This is a genomic window from Streptomyces yongxingensis, from assembly GCF_055597465.1.
In genome coordinates this window covers 1,375,735-1,393,528 of record NZ_CM145717.1, presented here as the reverse complement: position 1 = coordinate 1,393,528, position 17,794 = coordinate 1,375,735, and the positions used below count along the sequence as shown (strand labels likewise).

Sequence of the window (17,794 nt, the reverse complement as noted above, 5' to 3'; positions counted from 1 at the left end):
CCGATTCCGGACATCAGGTCAGATGTCGGATCCGGGTCCGACCGGTGGGCGGCCCGGAGCGCGCGGCCCCCGGGTGAGGGTGTAGCCGCCCACCCCGGCGAGCGCCGCCAGCGCCGCGCCGATCACGGTCCACACCCACCGGTCCGACCACCAGCCGGAGCCCCAGCCGTCCTCCGGCTCGGCGACCGCGTGCGGGACCTCCCCGCCGCTGTCGTTCGGGGAATCCGAGGCCGTGTTGTCGTCCGGCGGCTCGGAGTCCGTCCCGGGGGCGGTTCCGGCCCGCAGCACCGGATTGAGCGGGGTCACGTCCCCGCCGTCGGCATGCGCCCCGCCCGCGTCCCGTACGGACGCCTCGACCTCGGCCTCGATCGGCAGCCCGAGGTCCTGGGCGGGCAGATCGACGACGGTGAGCCGCACGTAATACGCGCCCTGCAGGGGGTCGTTGGCCCAGCGCTCGGACCAGGACCGCACCTGGCGCAGGGTGCAGCTCACGGTGACCGTCCGATCCTGCTGGGCCGCCCGGCGCGCCGGGGTGCCCGAGGCGCACGGCTGGTGGCGGCGCAGACCGTCGTAGACATCCAGCTGCCAGGTGGCGCTGCCGTGCCGGCTCGAGGCGTCGGGCAGCTTCAGCTCCGCCTCGACCTCGGGAACCTGCCCGGCGGCGGCCGGGAACACCCAGTACAGATAGTCGCCGGTGGAGGCCGCCGCGGTGGCCTGCTGACCGGGCTTGATCTCGGTGGCGGTACGGAAGTTGGTGCCCGCCTCGGTGGGCGCCTCCGTGCCGCTCTTGCCGTCCGTGCCGTCCGTGCCGTCCGCGGCGGCCGGTGCGGCGGCGGTCAGCCAGGCGGCGGCGCACAGGGTGAGCGCGGCGCCGAGAGTACGCAGGGCTCGCATCAGTTGGACCTCCAGACGGTGACACGCCAGCGGGCCAGCCAGCCCCACAGCAACCCCACGAGCAGCCCGCCCACGGTGAGCACGCCCAGCAGCACCCAGCCCCGGCCCAGGCCGAAGGCGGCCACATCGGCGGGCGGATCGTCGTTGTCCACCACATCGACGGCGAGCTCCACCGGAAGGCCCGGAGCGCGCTTGACGGAGGCGGGCGCGGAGAACGACTGGCTCAGCTCGACGCACACCGTCCGCGCCGTCTCGTCCTCGTCGTCGTCCACATCGGCGACCGGATGGCGCAGCCCGCTGGAGATGACGTCCGTACGGCCGCTGCCCGCCTCGCTGCCGCGCACCAGCTCCCGGCCGCCCGGGGTCACCGCCCGCAGCAGCACGCCGTAGTCCGGGTCGACGGCGCGGTCCACGGCCACGCTCGCCGAGGCCCGCAGCTCCTGACCGGGTGCCACCCGCATCCGGTACCAGAGGTGTTCCCCGAAGCTCTCCCGGTCGCTGTACAGGCCGGAACCCAGATACGGGGCCTTCGCACACTGGGCGGCGCCCCGCACCGGCGTGGGCGTCTCCACGGGGGTGTCGGCGGAGCGCCGGACCAGCTGCTTGATACGGCTGGAGAGCTGGTCCCGGTGCTGGATCGCCGTATACGTGCCGCCGGTGGCCTCGGCGATGCAGCTGAGCTGCTCGCGGACCTTGCGGTCCAGCGTCAGCCCGAGCGTGTCGACGACCAGGTGGGTTCCCTGGGCGGCCAGTTCACGGGCCACATCGCACGGGTCCGGCAGACCGCAGGAGTCCTCGCCGTCCGTGATCAGCACGATCCGGCGGGTCCCCTCGCCGCCGGAGAGGTCCTTGGACGCGCCGCGCAGCGCGAGCCCGATGGGCGTCCAGCCGGTGGGGCGCAGCGTGGCGACGGCCGCCTTGGCCTCGGTGCGGTCCACCTGGCCCACCGGGTAGAGCCGCTCGCTGTCCTGGCAGCCGGCCTTACGGTCCTTGCCGGGGTAATTGGCGCCGAGGGTGCGGATGCCCAGCCGCACCTCTTCGGGTGTGGCGTCCAGCACCTCGTTGAACGCCTGCTTCGCTGCCGCCATCCGGGTGTCGCCGTCGACGTCGCGGGCCCGCATGGAGCCGCTGACATCGAGCACCAGCTCGACCTTGGGGGAATCGGGAGCCGGTTCGCCGGCCATCGCGGCGGGAGGGGATATCAGGCCGCAGGCGAGGGCCGCGAGCAGCCCCAACGCGCCTGTCGCCAGACGTTTCTTTATGATCACCGGCGCATCCTATGGAGCATCATCCGACTGATCCAAAAGACCGGCCGCCACGGTCGGGGGCATACCGCGCCGGGTGTACGGGGGGTGTCCGGGTACTCCCCGGGGAGTGGACGAGAATCCGTCTGGTGTCAGCCGTGCCGTTTGCCTCCTCCTCTTAGGGTTTCAGACATGGATCTCCGAAAGACCCGGCCGAGGGGCCGGCGCCTGGCCGCCGCCGTAGCCGCCGCGGTCCTCCTCGTGGGCGCGGGCACCTGGGCGGTCGCCGCCTCCGGCGACCGGCCGGCCGTGCACCGCCAGGACCGCGTGCTGGACATGCCGGGCGCGCGCATCGACACCTCGTACTTCACCGCGGGCACCGGCCGCCGGCCCGCGGTCCTGCTCGGCCACGGCTTCGGCGGCAGCAAGGACGACGTACGCGACCACGCCGAGGAACTGGCCCGCGACGGCTACGCCGTGCTGACCTGGTCGGCGCGTGGCTTCGGCAGATCCACGGGGAAGATCGGGCTCAATGACCCGGACCACGAGGTGGCCGATGTCCGGCGGCTCATCGACTGGCTGGCGAAACGTCCCGAGGTGCGGCTCGACCGCCAGGGCGACCCCCGGGTGGGCGTCGCCGGCGCCTCCTACGGCGGGGCGATCTCCCTGCTCGCCGCCGGATACGACCGCCGGGTGGACGCCATCGCGCCCGAGATCACCTACTGGAACCTCGCCGACGCGCTCTTCCCGAACGGCGTCTACAAGAAGCTCTGGGCCGGGCTGTTCTTCACCACCGGCTCGGGCGACCTCACCGGTGCCCAGGGCGGCCAGGGCGACGCCAGCGGCGCGGGAGGCTCAGGTGGGGGGATGGGGCCGGGAGGTCAGGGGGGCCAGGAAGGCGGCGGGGCGGGCCAAGGGGCCCAGGCAGACCCGGGAGAGGCGAACGGCGGGCGAGAGGCCAGGACGGACCGGGGCCAGGGCTGCGGTCGCTTCGAGAAGCAGCTGTGCGAGATGTACGAGCGGGTCGCGGTCGCCGGAAAGCCCGACGCCGCCGCCCGCCGGCTGCTCGAGGCCCGCAGCCCGTCCGCCGTCGCCGACCGGATCAAGGTCCCCACGCTGATCCTCCAGGGGCAGGCCGACTCCCTCTTCCCCCTCGGCCACGCCGACGCCATGGCGAAGGCGATCCGGGCCAACGGGGCTCCGGTCGCCGTCGACTGGACGGCCGGAGGACATGACGGCGGCGACCGCGAGACCTCACGGGTGGCGGCCCGCACCGACGCCTGGTTCGACCGCTACCTCAAGGGCGACAAGGGCACCGACACCGGACCCGCCTTCCGGATCAGCCGCACCGGCGGCATCGACACCACCAACGGCGCGGTCCAGTTGCGCGGCGCCACCGGCGACCGCTACCCCGGTCTCGGCGACGGCAGCCGGACGGTGCCGCTGCGCGGACGCGAGCAGTCGTTCGCCAACCCGCCCGGAGCGGGGCCGCCCTCCGTCTCCACGGTGCCGGGCATCGCCGGGCTGTCCCAGGTGTCCTCGCTCGGCGTCGGCCTCACCCTCGATGTCCCCGGCCAGTTCGCCCGGTTCGACTCGGCGCCGCTGGACCGGGCCGTGCGGATCACCGGATCGCCCGAGGTGAAGGTGCGGGTCAAGGCCGACACGGACGACGCCGTGCTCTTCGCCAAGGTCTACGACGTCGGGCCGGACGGACAGCAGGTGCTCCCCGAGCAACTGGTCGCGCCGCTGCGCGTCAACGGCGCGAAGCAGGGCCGTACCGTCACCGTGCGGCTGCCCGCCGTGGACCACGAGCTCATCGCGGGCCACCGGCTGCGGCTCGTGTTCGCCTCCACCGACCTCGGCTACGCCTCCCCGGCCGAGCCCGCCACCTACACGGTCGGGCTCGCGGACGGCGGCCTGACGGTGCCCACCGCCCCCGGGGTGCACACCCAGCCCGCCCCGCTGCCCGCATGGGTGTGGGGGCTGCCGCTCGGCGCGGCCGTGGTGGCGCTCGCGCTGCTGCTGGCCGGCAGGCGGCGTACGGCCACTGCACCGCCCGACCCCGAACTGGCCGACGTACCCCTGCAGATCACCGGCCTGAGCAAGCGCTACGCCAAGTCCGCCGATCGCTACGCGGTGCGCGATCTGTCCTTCCGCGTCGAGAAGGGGCAGGTGCTCGGGCTCCTCGGGCCCAACGGCGCGGGCAAGACCACCACTTTGCGGATGCTGATGGGGCTCATCACCCCCGACGACGGCGAGATCCGGGTCTTCGGCCAGGCCATCAGGCCCGGCGCGCCCGTGCTGTCCCGCGTCGGCGCCTTCGTCGAGGGGGCGGGCTTCCTGCCGCATCTGACCGGCAGCGCCAACCTCGAGCTGTACTGGCGGGCCACCGGCCGCCCCGCCGCCGACGCCCATATCGAGGAGGCCCTGGAGATCGCGGGCCTGGGCAGCGCGCTGGAGCGTGCCGTACGCACCTACTCCCAGGGCATGCGGCAGCGGCTGGCCATCGCCCAGGCCATGCTGGGCCTGCCCGATCTGCTGATCCTCGATGAACCGACCAACGGCCTCGACCCGCCGCAGATCCGCGAGATGCGCGAGGTGATGATCCGGTACGCCGCCGCGGGGCGCACGGTGATCGTTTCCAGCCATCTCCTGGCGGAGGTCGAGCAGTCCTGCACCCATCTGGTCGTGATGGACCGCGGCCGGCTCATCCAGGCGGGTCCGGTCGGCGAGATCACCGGCAACGGCGGCAGTGTGCTGGTGGGCCACGACGGCGAGCTGAGCGAGGCCCTGACGGGCAAGGTGGGCGCGCTGCCCGGGGTCGGCTCCGCCCGCCGCACCGCCGACGGACTGCTCGTCCAGCTCGACGGGACCACGCCGGCGCGGCTGCTCGCCGAACTGGTGCGGCTGGAGATCCCGGTGACCAGCTTCGGGCCCAACCGGCGCCTCGAAGACGCCTTCTTGACACTGATCGGAGGAGGATCCGCGTGAGCTCCCTGTCCCAGGTCACCGAGGTCGCACCCGGCTACCGGGCCGGCCACACCCTGCCGCTGCGGGTCGAGGCCGTACGGCAGCTACGCCGTCGCCGGACCCTGGTGATGGGCCTGGTGCTGGCCGTGCTGCCGTTCGTCCTCGTGGTCGCGTTCGCCATCGGCGGCACCCCCGAGGGGCAGGAGAACCGGGTCACCCTGATGACCACGGCCACCGCCTCCGGCGCCAACCTCGCGGCCACCGCGCTGTTCGTCTCGGCCGCCTTTCTGCTGGTGGTGCCGGTCGCGCTGTTCTGCGGCGACACCGTGGCCTCCGAGGCAAGCTGGTCCTCGCTGCGCTATCTGCTGGCCGCGCCCGTGCCCCGGGCCCGGCTGCTGGTGAGCAAGCTGACGGTGGCCCTGGTGTTCAGCGCGGCCGCCATGGTGCTGCTGCCGCTGGTCGCGCTCGCGGTGGGCACCGTGGCGTACGGCTGGGGGCCGCTGCGGATGCCCACGGGCGGTGAGCTGCCGGTCGGCGACGCCCTCGTCCGGCTGGCCCTCGTGGTGCTGTACATCTTCCTGTCCCAGCTGGTCACGGCCGCCCTGGCGTTCTGGCTCTCGACCGTCACGGACGCGCCGCTCGGCGCGGTGGGCGGCGCGGTGGGGCTCACCATCGTGGGCAATGTGCTGGACGCGGTCACCGCGCTCGGCTCGTGGCGCGACTTCCTGCCCGCGCACTGGCAGTTCGCGTGGGCGGACGCACTCCAGCCCCACATGGAGTGGGGCGGAATGGTGAAGGGCGTCTCGGTGTCCGTCGCGTACGCGCTGGTGCTCGTCGCGCTCGCCTTCCGCGGTTTCGGCCGCAAGGACGTGGTGTCCTAGCCCGGCCACGACTCCTGGTCCGGGCCCGGCCACGGCTGCTGACCCGGTCCCGGCTGCTGACCCGGTCCCGGCTACTGGCCCGGCCACGGCTGCTGGCCCGGCCAGGGCTGCTGGCCCGGCCAGGGCCGTCGGGCCGGTCAGTAGTCCTTGAGCGGGTAGGAGTTGACCACCTCGTAGAAGCGGTCGTCGATTTGGGTCGGGTTGGTGTCGGGCTCCTGCCCGGCCGCTGTCTCCTGCGCCGCGTCCTTCCGGGCCTTGTTGTCCAGCGCGAGCTGCTGGTTGGCCGCCACATAGCCCCGCAGCTCGCGCTCGTAGGCGGCGAAGGCCGCGGTGTGGTCGCCGCCCGCGGCCCTGAGCTCGCCCGCCAGGACATAGGCGCCGACCACGGCCACGCTGGTGCTCTGCCCGGACGCCGGTGAGCCGCAGTAACCGGCGTCACCGACCAGGGTCACCCGGCCACGGGACCAGGAGTCCATGTGGATCTGGGCCATCGCGTCGAAGTGGAAGTCCGGCGCCCCCCACATGTACTCCAGCAGCCGTGGCATCTCCCAGCGCGCGTGCCGGTACCGCTCGGCCACCAGCCGCTTCTGCTCCGAGACGGACCGGGAGCCGAGGAACGTGGCGGGCGGCTCGTCCGAGTCGATGCCGATGTAGACCCGGGCCTCGGTGTTGTCGCGGACACTCATCACCATGCCGCCCCAGACGTCGCCGGCCATCTGGTAGATGACCTCCCAGCGGTCGAGGCCCAGATAGTTCGGCACCGTCCACACGCCCAGATAGCCCCCCAGATGGCGGAGGAAGCTCTCCTCCGGGCCGAAGACCAGCGCCCGGGTGGAGGAGTGCACCCCGTCGGCCGCCACCACGATGTCGAAGGCACGCGCGCCGCCCCGGTGGAAGGTGACCGCCACCTCGTCGGGGCCCTGGACGAGCGAGGCGATCGAATCGTTGAAGAGGTACTCGATTCCGTCGCCGCCCGCGGCCATCAGTACCGACGACAGATCGTCCCGGAGGATCTCGATGTCGGAGCTGCTGAGATCCCCGCCACTCGCGGTCCGCTCGGTGGTGCTGAACAGCTCCTTTCCGTCGTCGTCGACCATCGACATGCCGCGCAGCCCGGTGCGGCGCGCCCGGACCTCCTCCAGTACGCCCATCCGCTCGCACACCTCGAGCGCCGGGCCCCGTACGTCGATCGCCTGTCCGCCCGGGCGCGGCCGCGCGGCGCGCTCCACGACGGTGACCTGGAAGCCATAGCGATCCAGCCAGTAGGCGAGCGCGGGCCCGGCGATACTGGCCCCGGAAATCAGAACCCGTGCATTCCGCATGGTGTTGTCCCTTCCGAATTCAACCACCGAATGTGGTGCCTCGAAAAAGACTGGCCGGAGCTACCGACACCGCACCGACGCGCCGCCGACGCCGGGTCGATGACGCGCCGACGAGCCACCGACGCCGTACCGACAGAGCTCCGACACCCCCGTGTCGCAGGCAAGTTGGGCATGGCCGTGGTCGATCGGCAGGCGAACGGAACTCTCTCATCGGTTAATGAGAGTGTTACTTCGATGTGTTGTGTGATTCCGTAGTGATCGATGAGACTGGGGATTCCGACCGGTCGGCCCAAAAGATCGGTCGCCCCGTACTGGTGACGTTCGGTCCGCCCCCCACGATCCGAACAGGATGGGACCTAATGCGCAATTCGCTGGAGCACGTCCGCGTGATCCCCGCCGCCGTCGTGCCCGTCTGCCCGAGACCCCGCCGGAGATCTCACCTCTCCCCGCGCGGATCGGTCACGGTCGCGGCGTAGCCGCCTCTCACCACTCACCGAACGGCGGATCGCCCCGGCCTTCCCGGCGACGCCGTCCTCCGGCCTGCCCGTAGGCACCTGCCCCTGTGCACATGCCCGCGGGCCAGGTGGTCTGCCATGACCACGTGGTCTGCCCTGGCCCCGGCCGGAACGTCCGCGTGCCCACGGCCCGTTCGGTGACGCACCCCCCACGAAAGGAACCCCTCAGGTGCTTACTTCGCACCACCCACGATCACGCGAATCCCAGCAACCCGTGCCCGCCGCCCGCGGCGGCGTGGCGGGATCGAACGGGCATGTGCTGGCGGTTGGCGCACCGGGCCCCAGGCTCGACCGGCTGACACGGACACTCGTCTCCACCGGGCATGAGGTGAGCCATGCGGAGCCCGGCGACGTCAGCCGGCAGATGCGGCACTCCCCGCCGGACGCGATCGTCGCCCTGGACGACGCCGACGACGGACTGGACGTGATACGCGAGGTCCGCGCCGTCCCCGCGGGACGGGCGCTCCCCCTGCTGATGGTCACCTCCGACCCCGGCCCCACCGGGGTCGCCGACATGCTGCGCGGCGGCGCCGACGACTGCGTGGCGGAGACCTCCGACCCCGTCGAGCTCTCCGCCCGGATCGAGGCCAAGCTGCGCCGGGTCCCGGTCCCCGTCGAGAACCTGCTGCTCGACCCGCGCACCGGGCTGTACTCCCAGCCCCACTTCCTGGGCGAGCTCGACCGGGAGCTCAAGCGGGTCGACGACAGCCGCACCGGTGGCGTCGTCGCCATGGTGGGCGTGGCCGAGATCGCCGCCCTCGAGGCCCGGCTGGGGCCGCGGGTGCGCCGTGAGGTCGCCGAACGTCTCGCGGGAGTGGCCGAGAAGCTGGGCGGCGTGTGCGACCGGCTCGGCTGGGACGACGAAGGCCATCTGCTGATGCTGATGCCCGGTGTGGACGAGGACACCGCGCGCCGCGAACTGCAGAACTTCGCCAACGCCGTGGCCGGGACCCGCTTCGTGGTGGCCGATGAGAACGTGCGGCTGACCCCGGCGATCGGATGGATCCCGCTGGCCGACTGCGCGGACCGGGCCCAGGCGGTCGCGGGCGCCCGGAACGCGGTCGAGGAGTCGATCCGCCACCGGGACCTGCGGCCGGTCAAGTACGCGGCGTGGATGCGCGGCACCCACCGGCGCGGCCGTCGTACCTTCGCCACCGCGCTCCGCGCCCTGCTGTCGGCGCTCTCGCCCGTCCTGGTGCTCCTCTTCGGGGTGGGCATCCCGTTCGTCTTCTACCAGCAGATGTACGAGCTGGGCTGGGACGTCGGCTCGGCCGCGTACTGGGTCGTGGTGTCCGGCCTGGTGCTCTCCGCCGCGCTGATCGTGCTGGAGTGCCTCTTCTCGCTCGACGCCAAGCCCCGGCCGGAACGGCCCGCGCAGCCGTATCCACCGGCCAGCGCCGTCATCGCCGCGTATCTGCCCAATGAGGCCGCGACCATCGTCGACACCATCGAGTCCTTCCTGCGCCTGGACTACCCCAACGAGCTGGAGATCGTGCTCGCGTACAACACGCCGCACCCCATGCCCGTCGAGGAGACCCTGCGCGAGATCGCCCGCCGCGACCCGCGGCTGGTGCTGATGCCGGTGGCGGGCAGCACCTCCAAGGCGCAGAACGTCAACGCCGCGGTCACCCGGGTACGCGGTGAGTTCGTCGGCATCTTCGACGCGGACCACCACCCGGTGCCCGACGCCTTCCAGCACGCCTGGCACTGGCTGTCGAACGGGTATGACGTGGTCCAGGGCCACTGTGTGATCCGCAACGGCGAGAGCTCCTGGGTCTCCAAGCTGGTGGGCGTGGAGTTCGAGGCCATCTACGCCGTCAGCCACCCCGGCCGGACCCGGCTCTACACCTTCGGCGTCTTCGGCGGCTCCAACGGCTTCTGGCGCACCGATCTGCTCGCCCGGACCCGGATGCACGGCACGATGCTCACCGAGGACATCGACTCCACGATGCGCGCCCTGCACGAGGGTGCCCGGATCGCCACCGACCGCACGCTCATCTCGCGCGAACTGGCGCCCACCACCCTCAAGGCGCTGTGGAACCAGCGGTCGCGCTGGGCCCAGGGCTGGCTCCAGGTGTCGCTGAAGTACCTGTGGCGGGGCTTGCGTTCTCCGGCCTTCACCACCCGCCAGAAGGCGGGACTGCTGATGCTGCTGGGCTGGCGGGAGATCCAGCCGTGGCTGACCCTGCAGATCCTGCCCGTGCTGCTGTACTCGGCGTGGCGGGCCGGGGGAGTGGACCACCTCGACTGGGCGGTGCCGGTCTGCCTGCTGGCCACCCTGTTCACGCTGTCCGCCGGGCTGGTGCAGGCGCTGTTCGCATGGCGGCTCGCGGTGCCCGAACTGCGCCGCCGCAGGGCGTGGTTCTGGCGGTATCTGCTGGTGTCCACCGTCTTCTACAGCCACTTCAAGAACATCGTGGCCCGTCAGTCGCTCCTCAAGGAGGTGCTGCGGGACCGCCAGTGGCGGGTCACCCCGCGCCCCGGTGACAAGGCGGTGAAGCGGACATGAGCACGGTGTCCACGACCATCGCGTCCACGACCCCTCCCCGGGCCGTCAACGGCACGCCCGCCAGGAGCGCGCCCGCGCGGAACCGGAGGAACCAGGAGATCCAGGGCTTCCGTGGAATGGCGGCGCTCCTCACGGTCGTCTTCCACGTCTGGCAGCAGTACTTCGTCTACGACCGGGACGGCGCCCACTCACCGGTGCCCAACCGGTACGCGAACGCGCTGGTGTCGCTGGAGGTCATCGACTTCTTCTTCGTCCTCTCCGCGTATCTGCTGACGCTGTCCTACGCACGGGCGGCGATCGACGGGGGCTCGACCCGCCCCGGCCGGGTGTTCCTCTTCCGGCGGGCCATCCGGATCGTCCCGCTGTACTTCCTGGCGGTGACGTTCATCTGGGCCACCCGCAATCCCACCCTGCCCGGCGAGTGGTCCGATCTGCTGCACCATCTCACCTTCACCCAGGTCTTCGACCAGGAGCAGATCTTCTACACCATCGGCCCCACCTGGTCGTTGTCGCTGGAAATCATGTTCTATGTGGCGCTGGTGGGGCTCGGCCCGCTGGCCGCCCGCGCCTGCCGTCCGCTGCGCCGGAGGGCCTCCCGGGTGGCGGTGTGCGCCGTGGGATGTGCCGTGCTGTACATCGGGCCGTTTCTCTGGATCGCGGTCGCCCGCTACGGGCTTCGGATCCCGCACACCGAATGGCCGGTGTACTTCGGACCGCAGGCCCGCTTCGGCGGGTTCGCGGCGGGCATGGGCCTCGCCGTGCTGATGGTCGCCCTCGGCGACCGCGGACGGCTGCACGCGAAGGTGGCGATCCCGCTGCGGGCGGCCGCCCTGGTGGGGCTGTATGTGCTGTCCTTCTCCGGTACGGAGGCGGAGGACTTCCCCACCACCTTCTACCATCCGCTGTCCGCCCTGCTGTGGACGCTGCTGCTGTACAGCACCATCCATGTGCGGCGGCAGGGACGGTGGCACTCGTGGCTCACGGCCCGCTGGCTCACCGGTGTCGGCCTCGCCAGCTACAGCCTCTTCGTCTGGCATGAGCCGATCATGCTGGGCCTGTACAACGCGGGGCTGCTGCCGCCCGACGGCCAGTCGGGCTTCCCGCTGGCCGTGGTCATCGTGCTGGTGGTGGCCGTGGCCGCCGCCGCGGTGAGCTACTGGGTCATCGAGTACCCGGCGAGCCTGCTCGGGAAGCTCAAGGACGGCAAGGGCCGTCCGCGCGACTTCTATGAGGCCGCGCGCTAGCCAGGAACACACGTTCCCCGGTGCACGGGTGGCCGTACACCGGGGGACGGTGGTTATCATCTGGCTCGTTCTTTACTCTGTGACACGTGTGCGTCGGACATCAGTTCCGCTGGGAATCGGGCTTCCGGGGCACCCCACCCAACCCATGCCATAACGGGGAGACCAGCGAAATGGGTCGACACAGCCGACCGACCGCCGCACATCAGGCGCGCACCACGACGCTCAAGGCGGCCACCGCCCTCGGAGTGGCCGGAACCATAGCCATCGGCCTCCACTCGACGCTCGGCGGTGACAAGTCCGTGCAGGCCCGCTCCGATGTGAACGCACAGCAGGCGCAGGCGCCGGAGATCGAGCCCACCGCGGATGACACGCCCTCGCAGAGCCATGTCGCGCCCAGCGAGTCCACGAAGCCGAAGCTGATCTCCGACCACACCGACGCCGCCACCCCCGGCGGTGGCGGTTCGGACCGGAGCGCCGGCACACCGCGGCACGCCGCCCCGGCCACCCCGGACGCGGCCCCCTCCAAGGCCGCGCCCACCATGGCGCCCACCGCCCCCGCGCAGCGGGGCGACCAGGTGCCCTCGTCGCCCTCCTCACCGAGCGAGACGACCCCGAGCGCCGACCCGACCACCCCGCCGCAGCAGCCCGGCCAGCCGTCGCAGACCCCTGGCCAGGGTGGTCACCACGGCAAGGGTCTGGTGGGCGGACTGGTGGACGGTGTCGGTGACACCCTGGACGGGGTGCTCGGCGGGGTCGGCGGTGTGCTCGGCGGCTGAGCGCCGCCGCCTCACCCCGTGGCCAGCGCCTTGAGGTCCGCCAGGCTTCCGTTGAACCGGTTGTGGTCACCCACCAGCGGCCCGCTGGAGGTGTACTGCCACAGGGTGTGGGTCTTCCAGCCGGCCGGCAGCGGCCCGGGGGTGGCGGCGTACCGCGCCAGCCACAGCGGGTTCCGGTCGGCGAAGGCGGCGCTGTCGCCGGTGCACGTCTGCCACCAGCCGGTCGTCGTGTAGATCACCGGCCGGCGTCCGGTGCGCTCCGCGACGCGGGCCGTGAAGTCGCCGATCCAGTTCACCATCTGGGAGGCGGTCAGGCCGTAGCAGGTTGCTCCGTACGGGTTGTACTCGAGGTCCAGGACGGGCGGCAGCGTCTTGCCGTCGTCCGACCAGTCGCCACCGCCCGCGACGAAGAAGTCCGCCTGACGGGTGCCGCTGGAACGGTCCGGCAGGGCGAAGTGGTAGGCGCCACGGATCATGCCCTGCTGGAAGGAGCCGTTGTACTGCGAGGCGAACGAGGGGTTCTTGTAGGTCGTGCTCTCGGTGGCCTTCACATAGGCGAATCGGACGTTGTCGTCCCACAGGGCCGCCCAGTCGACCGAACCCTGGTGGTCGCTGACGTCCACGCCCTCCACCGAGGCCGCTCTGGTGGCCCGGGGCGTGGCGCCGGGGTCGGTCTTCTCGTGGCGGGCGATGGTCGAGCCCATCCAGTCCCGCTCGGGGTGCGGGACGGACGCGGCGGGGGCCGGGCCGTTGCCGGCGTCGGGGTCGGGGTCGGTCGTCGAGGCCGTGGCCGGTACGAGGGTGGCGAGGACGGCGGCGGTGACCGCCATTCCCAGTCCGCCGATGGCGTAGGGCGAGCGCAGACGCGAAGGCGCCCGGTGGGCGCCCTTACCGGATTTCAGGGACATCTGTTCCTCCGATCCGTTCCGCATCGACGGTATGCGCGCCGAACGAAGAACGTGAAGCGGAACGGGAAATTCTGTCCCTCCGTCAGCGGTCCCGGCCCTCCTCGCCAACCGGCCCGGACGGCACGCCGTAGCCCGCCACCAGCGCCCTGGCGGCCCGGGTCGCCCGGATGGCGACCTCCTCGACCACGTCATCCGGATCGCCGAACTTCCCTTCCAGCAATTGGGCGACATAGCCGCGGGCGAGCGCGTGCAGGGCGTCGAGCAGCGCCACGGCCGTCACCGCGGCCTCGCCCGGGGCGACCACCTCGAAGGCGCTCGGCAGCAGCAGATCCACGAACTCCCTGCTGCTGTCCCGTAGCTCCGGATGGGTGGCCCGCAGCCCCGGCGCGAAGAGGATGTCCAGCCCGCCGCGGTAGCGGGCCGCCGTGCGCACGAAGGTGCCCGCCACCGTCGCCAGCCGCTCCTGGGCGGACCCGATGTCGGCCACCGTGTCCAGGTAGATGGCCCGCAGCCGCCGCGAGACCTCGAGGGCGGCGGCCGCGAGCAGCGCGTCACGGTCGGCGAAGTGGCGGTACGGCGCACCGGGGCTCACACAGGTGCGCCGCGCCGCCTCCGCCACCGAGAAGCCGCGCACTCCGACCTCGTCGATGATCTCCAGGGTCGTCTGCACCAGCGCGGCGGCCAGGTCGCCGTGGTGGTAGGTGGCGCGTCCCTTCGAGGTGGGTGCCATTCGGGTGACCCTACCCGACCCGTGATTCCGGCTCACTCGCCCCTGGCCTGCGCCTTTCGGCGGCCCGGGCGGCCCGCAGCGCGTCCCGCGAGCGCTCGATGCGGATCGGCAGATCCCGCACCCGCTCTCCGGTGGCATGGTGGAAGGCGTTGCCGATGGCCGCCGCCGCGCCCACGATGCCCAGTTCGCCGATGCCCTTGGCGCCCACCGGGTTGGTGGTGTTGTCGTCCTCCTCCAGCAGCACCACGTCCAGTCGCGGAACGTCGGCGTGGGCGGCGATGTGATAGCCCGCGAAGTCATGGTTGGCGAAGTCGCCGAAGACCGGATCGACCTCGCCGATCTCCAGCAGCGCCATCGACAGACCCATCGTCATGGCCCCGAGGAACTGGGAGCGCGCGGTGTGCGGATTGACGATCCGCCCGGCCGCGAACACGCCCAGCATCCGGTCCACCCGGATCTCACCGGTGTCGCCGTCCACCCGCACCTGGGCGAACTGCGCCCCGAAGGTGTGCCGCGACAGATCCGCCCGCCGCTTCAGATCCTCGGCGGTGTCGGCCACCACCTCCAGACCGCCGTCCGGGACCACACCCCCGTAGGTGTCCAGCTCCTTGAGCAGCGCACGGCACGCCTTGTCCACCGCCCAGCCCCACGAGGCGGTGCCGAGCGAACCGCCCGCGAACGGCGCCATGCCGAGCGACGCACGCCCGATCTCCAGCCGCAGCCGCGACAGCGGAACGCCGAGCGCGTCCGCCGCCACCTGGGTGAGGGCGGTACGGGCGCCCGTGCCCAGGTCGGCCGCGCCGATGCGCACCCGGTACGTCCCGTCCTCCTCGGCGCGGGCCACCGCGGAGGAGGGGAAGGTGTAGTCCGGGTGATGCGAGGCGGCCACACCGGTGCCCAGCAGCCAGCGGCCCTCGCGCCGGATCCCCGGCGCCGGATCGCGGCGCTCCCAGCCGAAGCGCGCCGCGCCCTCACGCAGACAGGCGACCAGATTGCGGCTGCTGAACGGCTTGCCGCTCTCCGGGTCGTGCTCCGGCTCGTTGCGGATCCGCAGCTCGACCGGGTCCATGCCCAGCGCCCCGGCCAGCTCGTCGACGGCCGACTCCAGCGCGAACATCCCCGGGGTGTGGCCGGGGGCGCGGAACCAGGCGGGCGTCATCACATCCAGCGGCGCCACCTTCACCGTCGTACGGGCGTGGGGCGCCGCGTACATCATCCGCGTCGAGGACACCGTCTGGTCGGCGAACGGCACCTGGGCCGAGCGCTGCTGCACCGACTCGTGCTGGATCACCGTCAGCCGGCCGTCGCGCTCGGCCCCCAGCCGCACCCGCTGGATCGTGGGGGAGCGGTAGGGGATGAGCTGGAACATCTGCTGCCGGGTCAGGGCGATCTTCACCGGCCGTTCGACGGCCCGCGCGGCGAGCGCCGCCAGCACCGTCGGCGAGCGCGGAATGCCCTTGGACCCGAAGCCCCCGCCGATGTACTCGGCCACGATCTCCACCGCGCCCAGCTCGATCCCGAACAGCGCGGACATCACCTGCGCGCTCATGTAGGGGCCCTGGTCGGAGTTGAACAGCGTCAGCCGGTCCTCGTCCCACACCGCGATGGTGGCATGCGGCTCCATCGGGCTCGGATGCTCCACCGGAGTGGTGTACGTGGCGTCCACCCGCACCGGCGCCGCCGCCCAGGCGGCATCGGCGTCACCGCGCTCCACCAGGCCCGGGCTGCCGTCGGTCACCGTCTCGGCGATCTCCAGCCGCTCGTCGTCGGCGCGCAGCACCACATCGTGCGGCTCCCGCTCATAGCCCACCCGGACCGCCGCCGCGCCCTCGCGCGCCGCCTCCAGCGAGGTGGCCACCACGGCGGCCACCATCTGGCCGTGGTACGCCACCTGAGGGGACTGCAGCACGAAGAGGTCCGCGCTCGCCTCCGCCTCGGCGTTCAGCCGCGGGGCGTTGGTGTGGTCGAGCACCGTCAGCACACCGGGCAGGGCCAGCGCCGGGGCGGGGTCCACCTCCGTCACCCGGCCACGGGCGATGGTGGCCTGCACCGGCCATACGTAACTGACGTCCCGGGTGGGGAACTCATAGGCGTAGCGCGCCGCGCCGGTCACCTTGTCCAGGCCGTCGACCCGGATCACCGGGGCGCCGATGCTTTGCTCGACGGTGGTCATGCGCGATCCCTCCTCGCGACGAGGTCGCGGACGCCCGCGACGATCAGATCGGTGGCCAGGTCGACCTTGAAGGCGTTGTCGGGCAGCGGTCGCGCCTCGGCCAGCTCGGCCCGCGCCGCCTCGCGCAGCGTCTCCTCGTCCGGCCGGCCGCCGCGCAGCCGCTCCTCGGCGATCCGGGCGCGCCACGGCCGCGGCGCCACCCCGCCGAGCGCGATCCGCACGTCCCGCAGCGAGCCGTCCTCGGCCACGGACACCGCGGTGGCGACGCTCACCAGCGCGAAGGCGTACGACCAGCGGTCGCGCACCTTGCGGTAGCGCATCCGGGCACCGTGCGGCGGCGGGGGCAGTTCCACGGCGGTGATGAGGTCGCCGTGGTCCAGGACGGTCTCCCGGTGCGGTGTGTCGCCGGGCAGCAGATACAGCTCCGCCACCGGAACGGTGCGCGAGCCGCCGTCCACCGACCGCACGTGTGCCACCGCGTCGAGCGCCACCAGCGCCACCGCCATGTCGGAGGGGTGGGAGGCCACGCAGTGGTCGGAGGTGCCCAGCACGGCCAGATCGCGGTGCGCGCCCTGAATCGCCGGACACCCGGTGCCCGGCTCGCGCTTGTTGCACGGCTTGGTCACGTCCTGGAAGTACCCGCAGCGGGTGCGCTGCAGCAGATTGCCGCCCACCGTGGCGACCGTGCGCAACTGCCCGGAGGCCCCCGCCAGCAGCGCCTGGGACAGCAGCGGGAAGCGCTCGCGGATGCCCGGATCGCCCGCCAGCGCGCCGTTGCGCACGGTGGCGCCGATGAGCACGGAGCCGTCCTCGCGGTGCTCGATCCGGTCGTACGGCAGCCGGGTGACGTCGATGAGCAGCCCGGGGCCGGTGACGCCCAGCTTCATCAGGTCCACCAGATTGGTGCCCCCGCCGAGATAGGTGGCGTCGGGGCGCTGGGCGATCAGCGCGGCCGCCTCGGCGGCGTCGCCCGCGCGGGCGTAGGCGAACTCCTTCATCGGACGCCTCCGACGGCGGCCGTGTCCTGGGCGCCTTGGGCGCCCGCGGCCTCCAGCACGGCCTCGACGATCCCGTTGTACGCGCCGCAGCGGCACAGGTTGCCGCTCATGCGCTCGCGCACCTCCGCCGCGTCCAGCGCCGAGACATCGGCCACCCCGGTGGCGGTGTCCTCGGTGACATGGCTGGGCCAGCCGCGCCCGGCCTCGCCCAGCGCCCCGATGGCGGAGCAGATCTGGCCCGGGGTGCAATAGCCGCACTGCAGCCCGTCGTGGTCGAGGAAGGCGCGCTGCACCGGGTGCAGCTCCCCGCCGTCCGACAGCGCCGCCACGCCCTCGATGGAGACGATCTCGCGCTCCTCGGCGGTCACCGCGAACATCAGGCAGCTGTTCACCCGCTCACCGTCCACCAGCACCGTGCAGGCCCCGCACTGACCGTGGTCACAGCCCTTCTTGGTGCCCGTGAGCCCCAGTCGCTCGCGCAGCACATCGAGCAGGGTCGATCGGTTGTCGATGGTCAGGGCGTGGGACGTGCCGTTGATCCGCAGGATGATGTCGCTACTCGGTGAGTGATGTGAGAGGCTCATACATTGAATGTATCAACCTCTTACATCCGTGGCGAGGAGATATGAA

13 protein-coding genes are annotated in these 17,794 nt (G+C 72.2%); 5 read left to right on the top strand and 8 right to left on the bottom strand.

Annotated features, from left to right (window positions below):
- Positions 1–18: 18 nt before the first annotated feature.
- Both ACZ6TD_RS05820 and ACZ6TD_RS05815 read right to left on the bottom strand, forming a co-directional pair.
- Positions 19–894, bottom strand: a complete 876-nt coding sequence (locus ACZ6TD_RS05820; protein ID WP_471351342.1) for a hypothetical protein — start codon at positions 892–894, stop codon at positions 19–21.
- Positions 894–2,162, bottom strand: a complete 1,269-nt coding sequence (locus ACZ6TD_RS05815) for a VWA domain-containing protein (RefSeq protein ID WP_471351340.1) — start codon at positions 2,160–2,162, stop codon at positions 894–896. Before ACZ6TD_RS05815 ends, ACZ6TD_RS05820 begins: the two co-directional genes overlap by 1 nt.
- Before the next feature lie 168 nt (positions 2,163–2,330).
- Between ACZ6TD_RS05815 and ACZ6TD_RS05810 the strand changes: the two genes are divergently transcribed.
- Entirely contained in the window at positions 2,331–5,129 is a 2,799-nt protein-coding gene (locus ACZ6TD_RS05810) for an alpha/beta fold hydrolase (protein WP_471351339.1), read from the top strand.
- A 5-nt stretch (positions 5,130–5,134) separates the two neighbouring features.
- Complete coding sequence (locus tag ACZ6TD_RS05805) at positions 5,135–5,989, top strand: ABC transporter permease (protein ID WP_471358850.1); 855 nt, start codon at positions 5,135–5,137, stop codon at positions 5,987–5,989.
- 137 nt (positions 5,990–6,126) lie between these two features.
- Here ACZ6TD_RS05805 and ACZ6TD_RS05800 read toward each other — a convergent pair whose 3' ends face one another.
- Positions 6,127–7,311: an FAD-dependent monooxygenase gene (locus tag ACZ6TD_RS05800; RefSeq protein ID WP_471351338.1), complete on the bottom strand. Its 1,185-nt coding sequence runs from the start codon at positions 7,309–7,311 to the stop codon at positions 6,127–6,129.
- A gap of 684 nt (positions 7,312–7,995) precedes the next feature.
- On the opposite strand from ACZ6TD_RS05800, the gene ACZ6TD_RS05795 reads away from it, so the two are divergent.
- The 3 genes from ACZ6TD_RS05795 (at position 7,996) to ACZ6TD_RS05785 (ending at position 12,355) form a co-directional block, all read left to right on the top strand.
- Positions 7,996–10,335: a glycosyltransferase gene (locus tag ACZ6TD_RS05795; protein ID WP_471351336.1), complete on the top strand. Its 2,340-nt coding sequence runs from the start codon at positions 7,996–7,998 to the stop codon at positions 10,333–10,335.
- Entirely contained in the window at positions 10,332–11,579 is a 1,248-nt protein-coding gene (locus tag ACZ6TD_RS05790; RefSeq protein WP_471351335.1) for an acyltransferase family protein, read from the top strand. Before ACZ6TD_RS05795 ends, ACZ6TD_RS05790 begins: the two co-directional genes overlap by 4 nt.
- Positions 11,580–11,749: 170 nt before the next feature.
- Complete coding sequence (locus ACZ6TD_RS05785) at positions 11,750–12,355, top strand: extensin (protein WP_471351334.1); 606 nt, start codon at positions 11,750–11,752, stop codon at positions 12,353–12,355.
- Positions 12,356–12,366: 11 nt separating this feature from the next.
- Here ACZ6TD_RS05785 and ACZ6TD_RS05780 read toward each other — a convergent pair whose 3' ends face one another.
- The 5 genes from ACZ6TD_RS05780 to ACZ6TD_RS05760 form a co-directional block, all read right to left on the bottom strand.
- Positions 12,367–13,263, bottom strand: a complete 897-nt coding sequence (locus ACZ6TD_RS05780) for a lysozyme (protein WP_471351333.1) — start codon at positions 13,261–13,263, stop codon at positions 12,367–12,369.
- An 82-nt stretch (positions 13,264–13,345) separates the two neighbouring features.
- On the bottom strand, positions 13,346–13,993 hold the full coding sequence (locus ACZ6TD_RS05775; protein WP_471351332.1) for a TetR/AcrR family transcriptional regulator: 648 nt from the start codon (positions 13,991–13,993) through the stop codon (positions 13,346–13,348).
- 10 nt (positions 13,994–14,003) lie between these two features.
- Positions 14,004–16,166 (bottom strand): xanthine dehydrogenase family protein molybdopterin-binding subunit, encoded by a 2,163-nt coding sequence (locus ACZ6TD_RS05770; protein WP_471351330.1) that lies wholly within the window; start codon positions 16,164–16,166, stop codon positions 14,004–14,006.
- Positions 16,163–17,164, bottom strand: a complete 1,002-nt coding sequence (locus ACZ6TD_RS05765) for an FAD binding domain-containing protein (RefSeq protein ID WP_471351329.1) — start codon at positions 17,162–17,164, stop codon at positions 16,163–16,165. Before ACZ6TD_RS05765 ends, ACZ6TD_RS05770 begins: the two co-directional genes overlap by 4 nt.
- A complete protein-coding gene (locus ACZ6TD_RS05760; RefSeq protein ID WP_471351327.1) occupies positions 17,161–17,748 on the bottom strand; it encodes a (2Fe-2S)-binding protein in 588 nt (195 codons plus the stop codon). Before ACZ6TD_RS05760 ends, ACZ6TD_RS05765 begins: the two co-directional genes overlap by 4 nt.
- Positions 17,749–17,794: the final 46 nt, after the last annotated feature.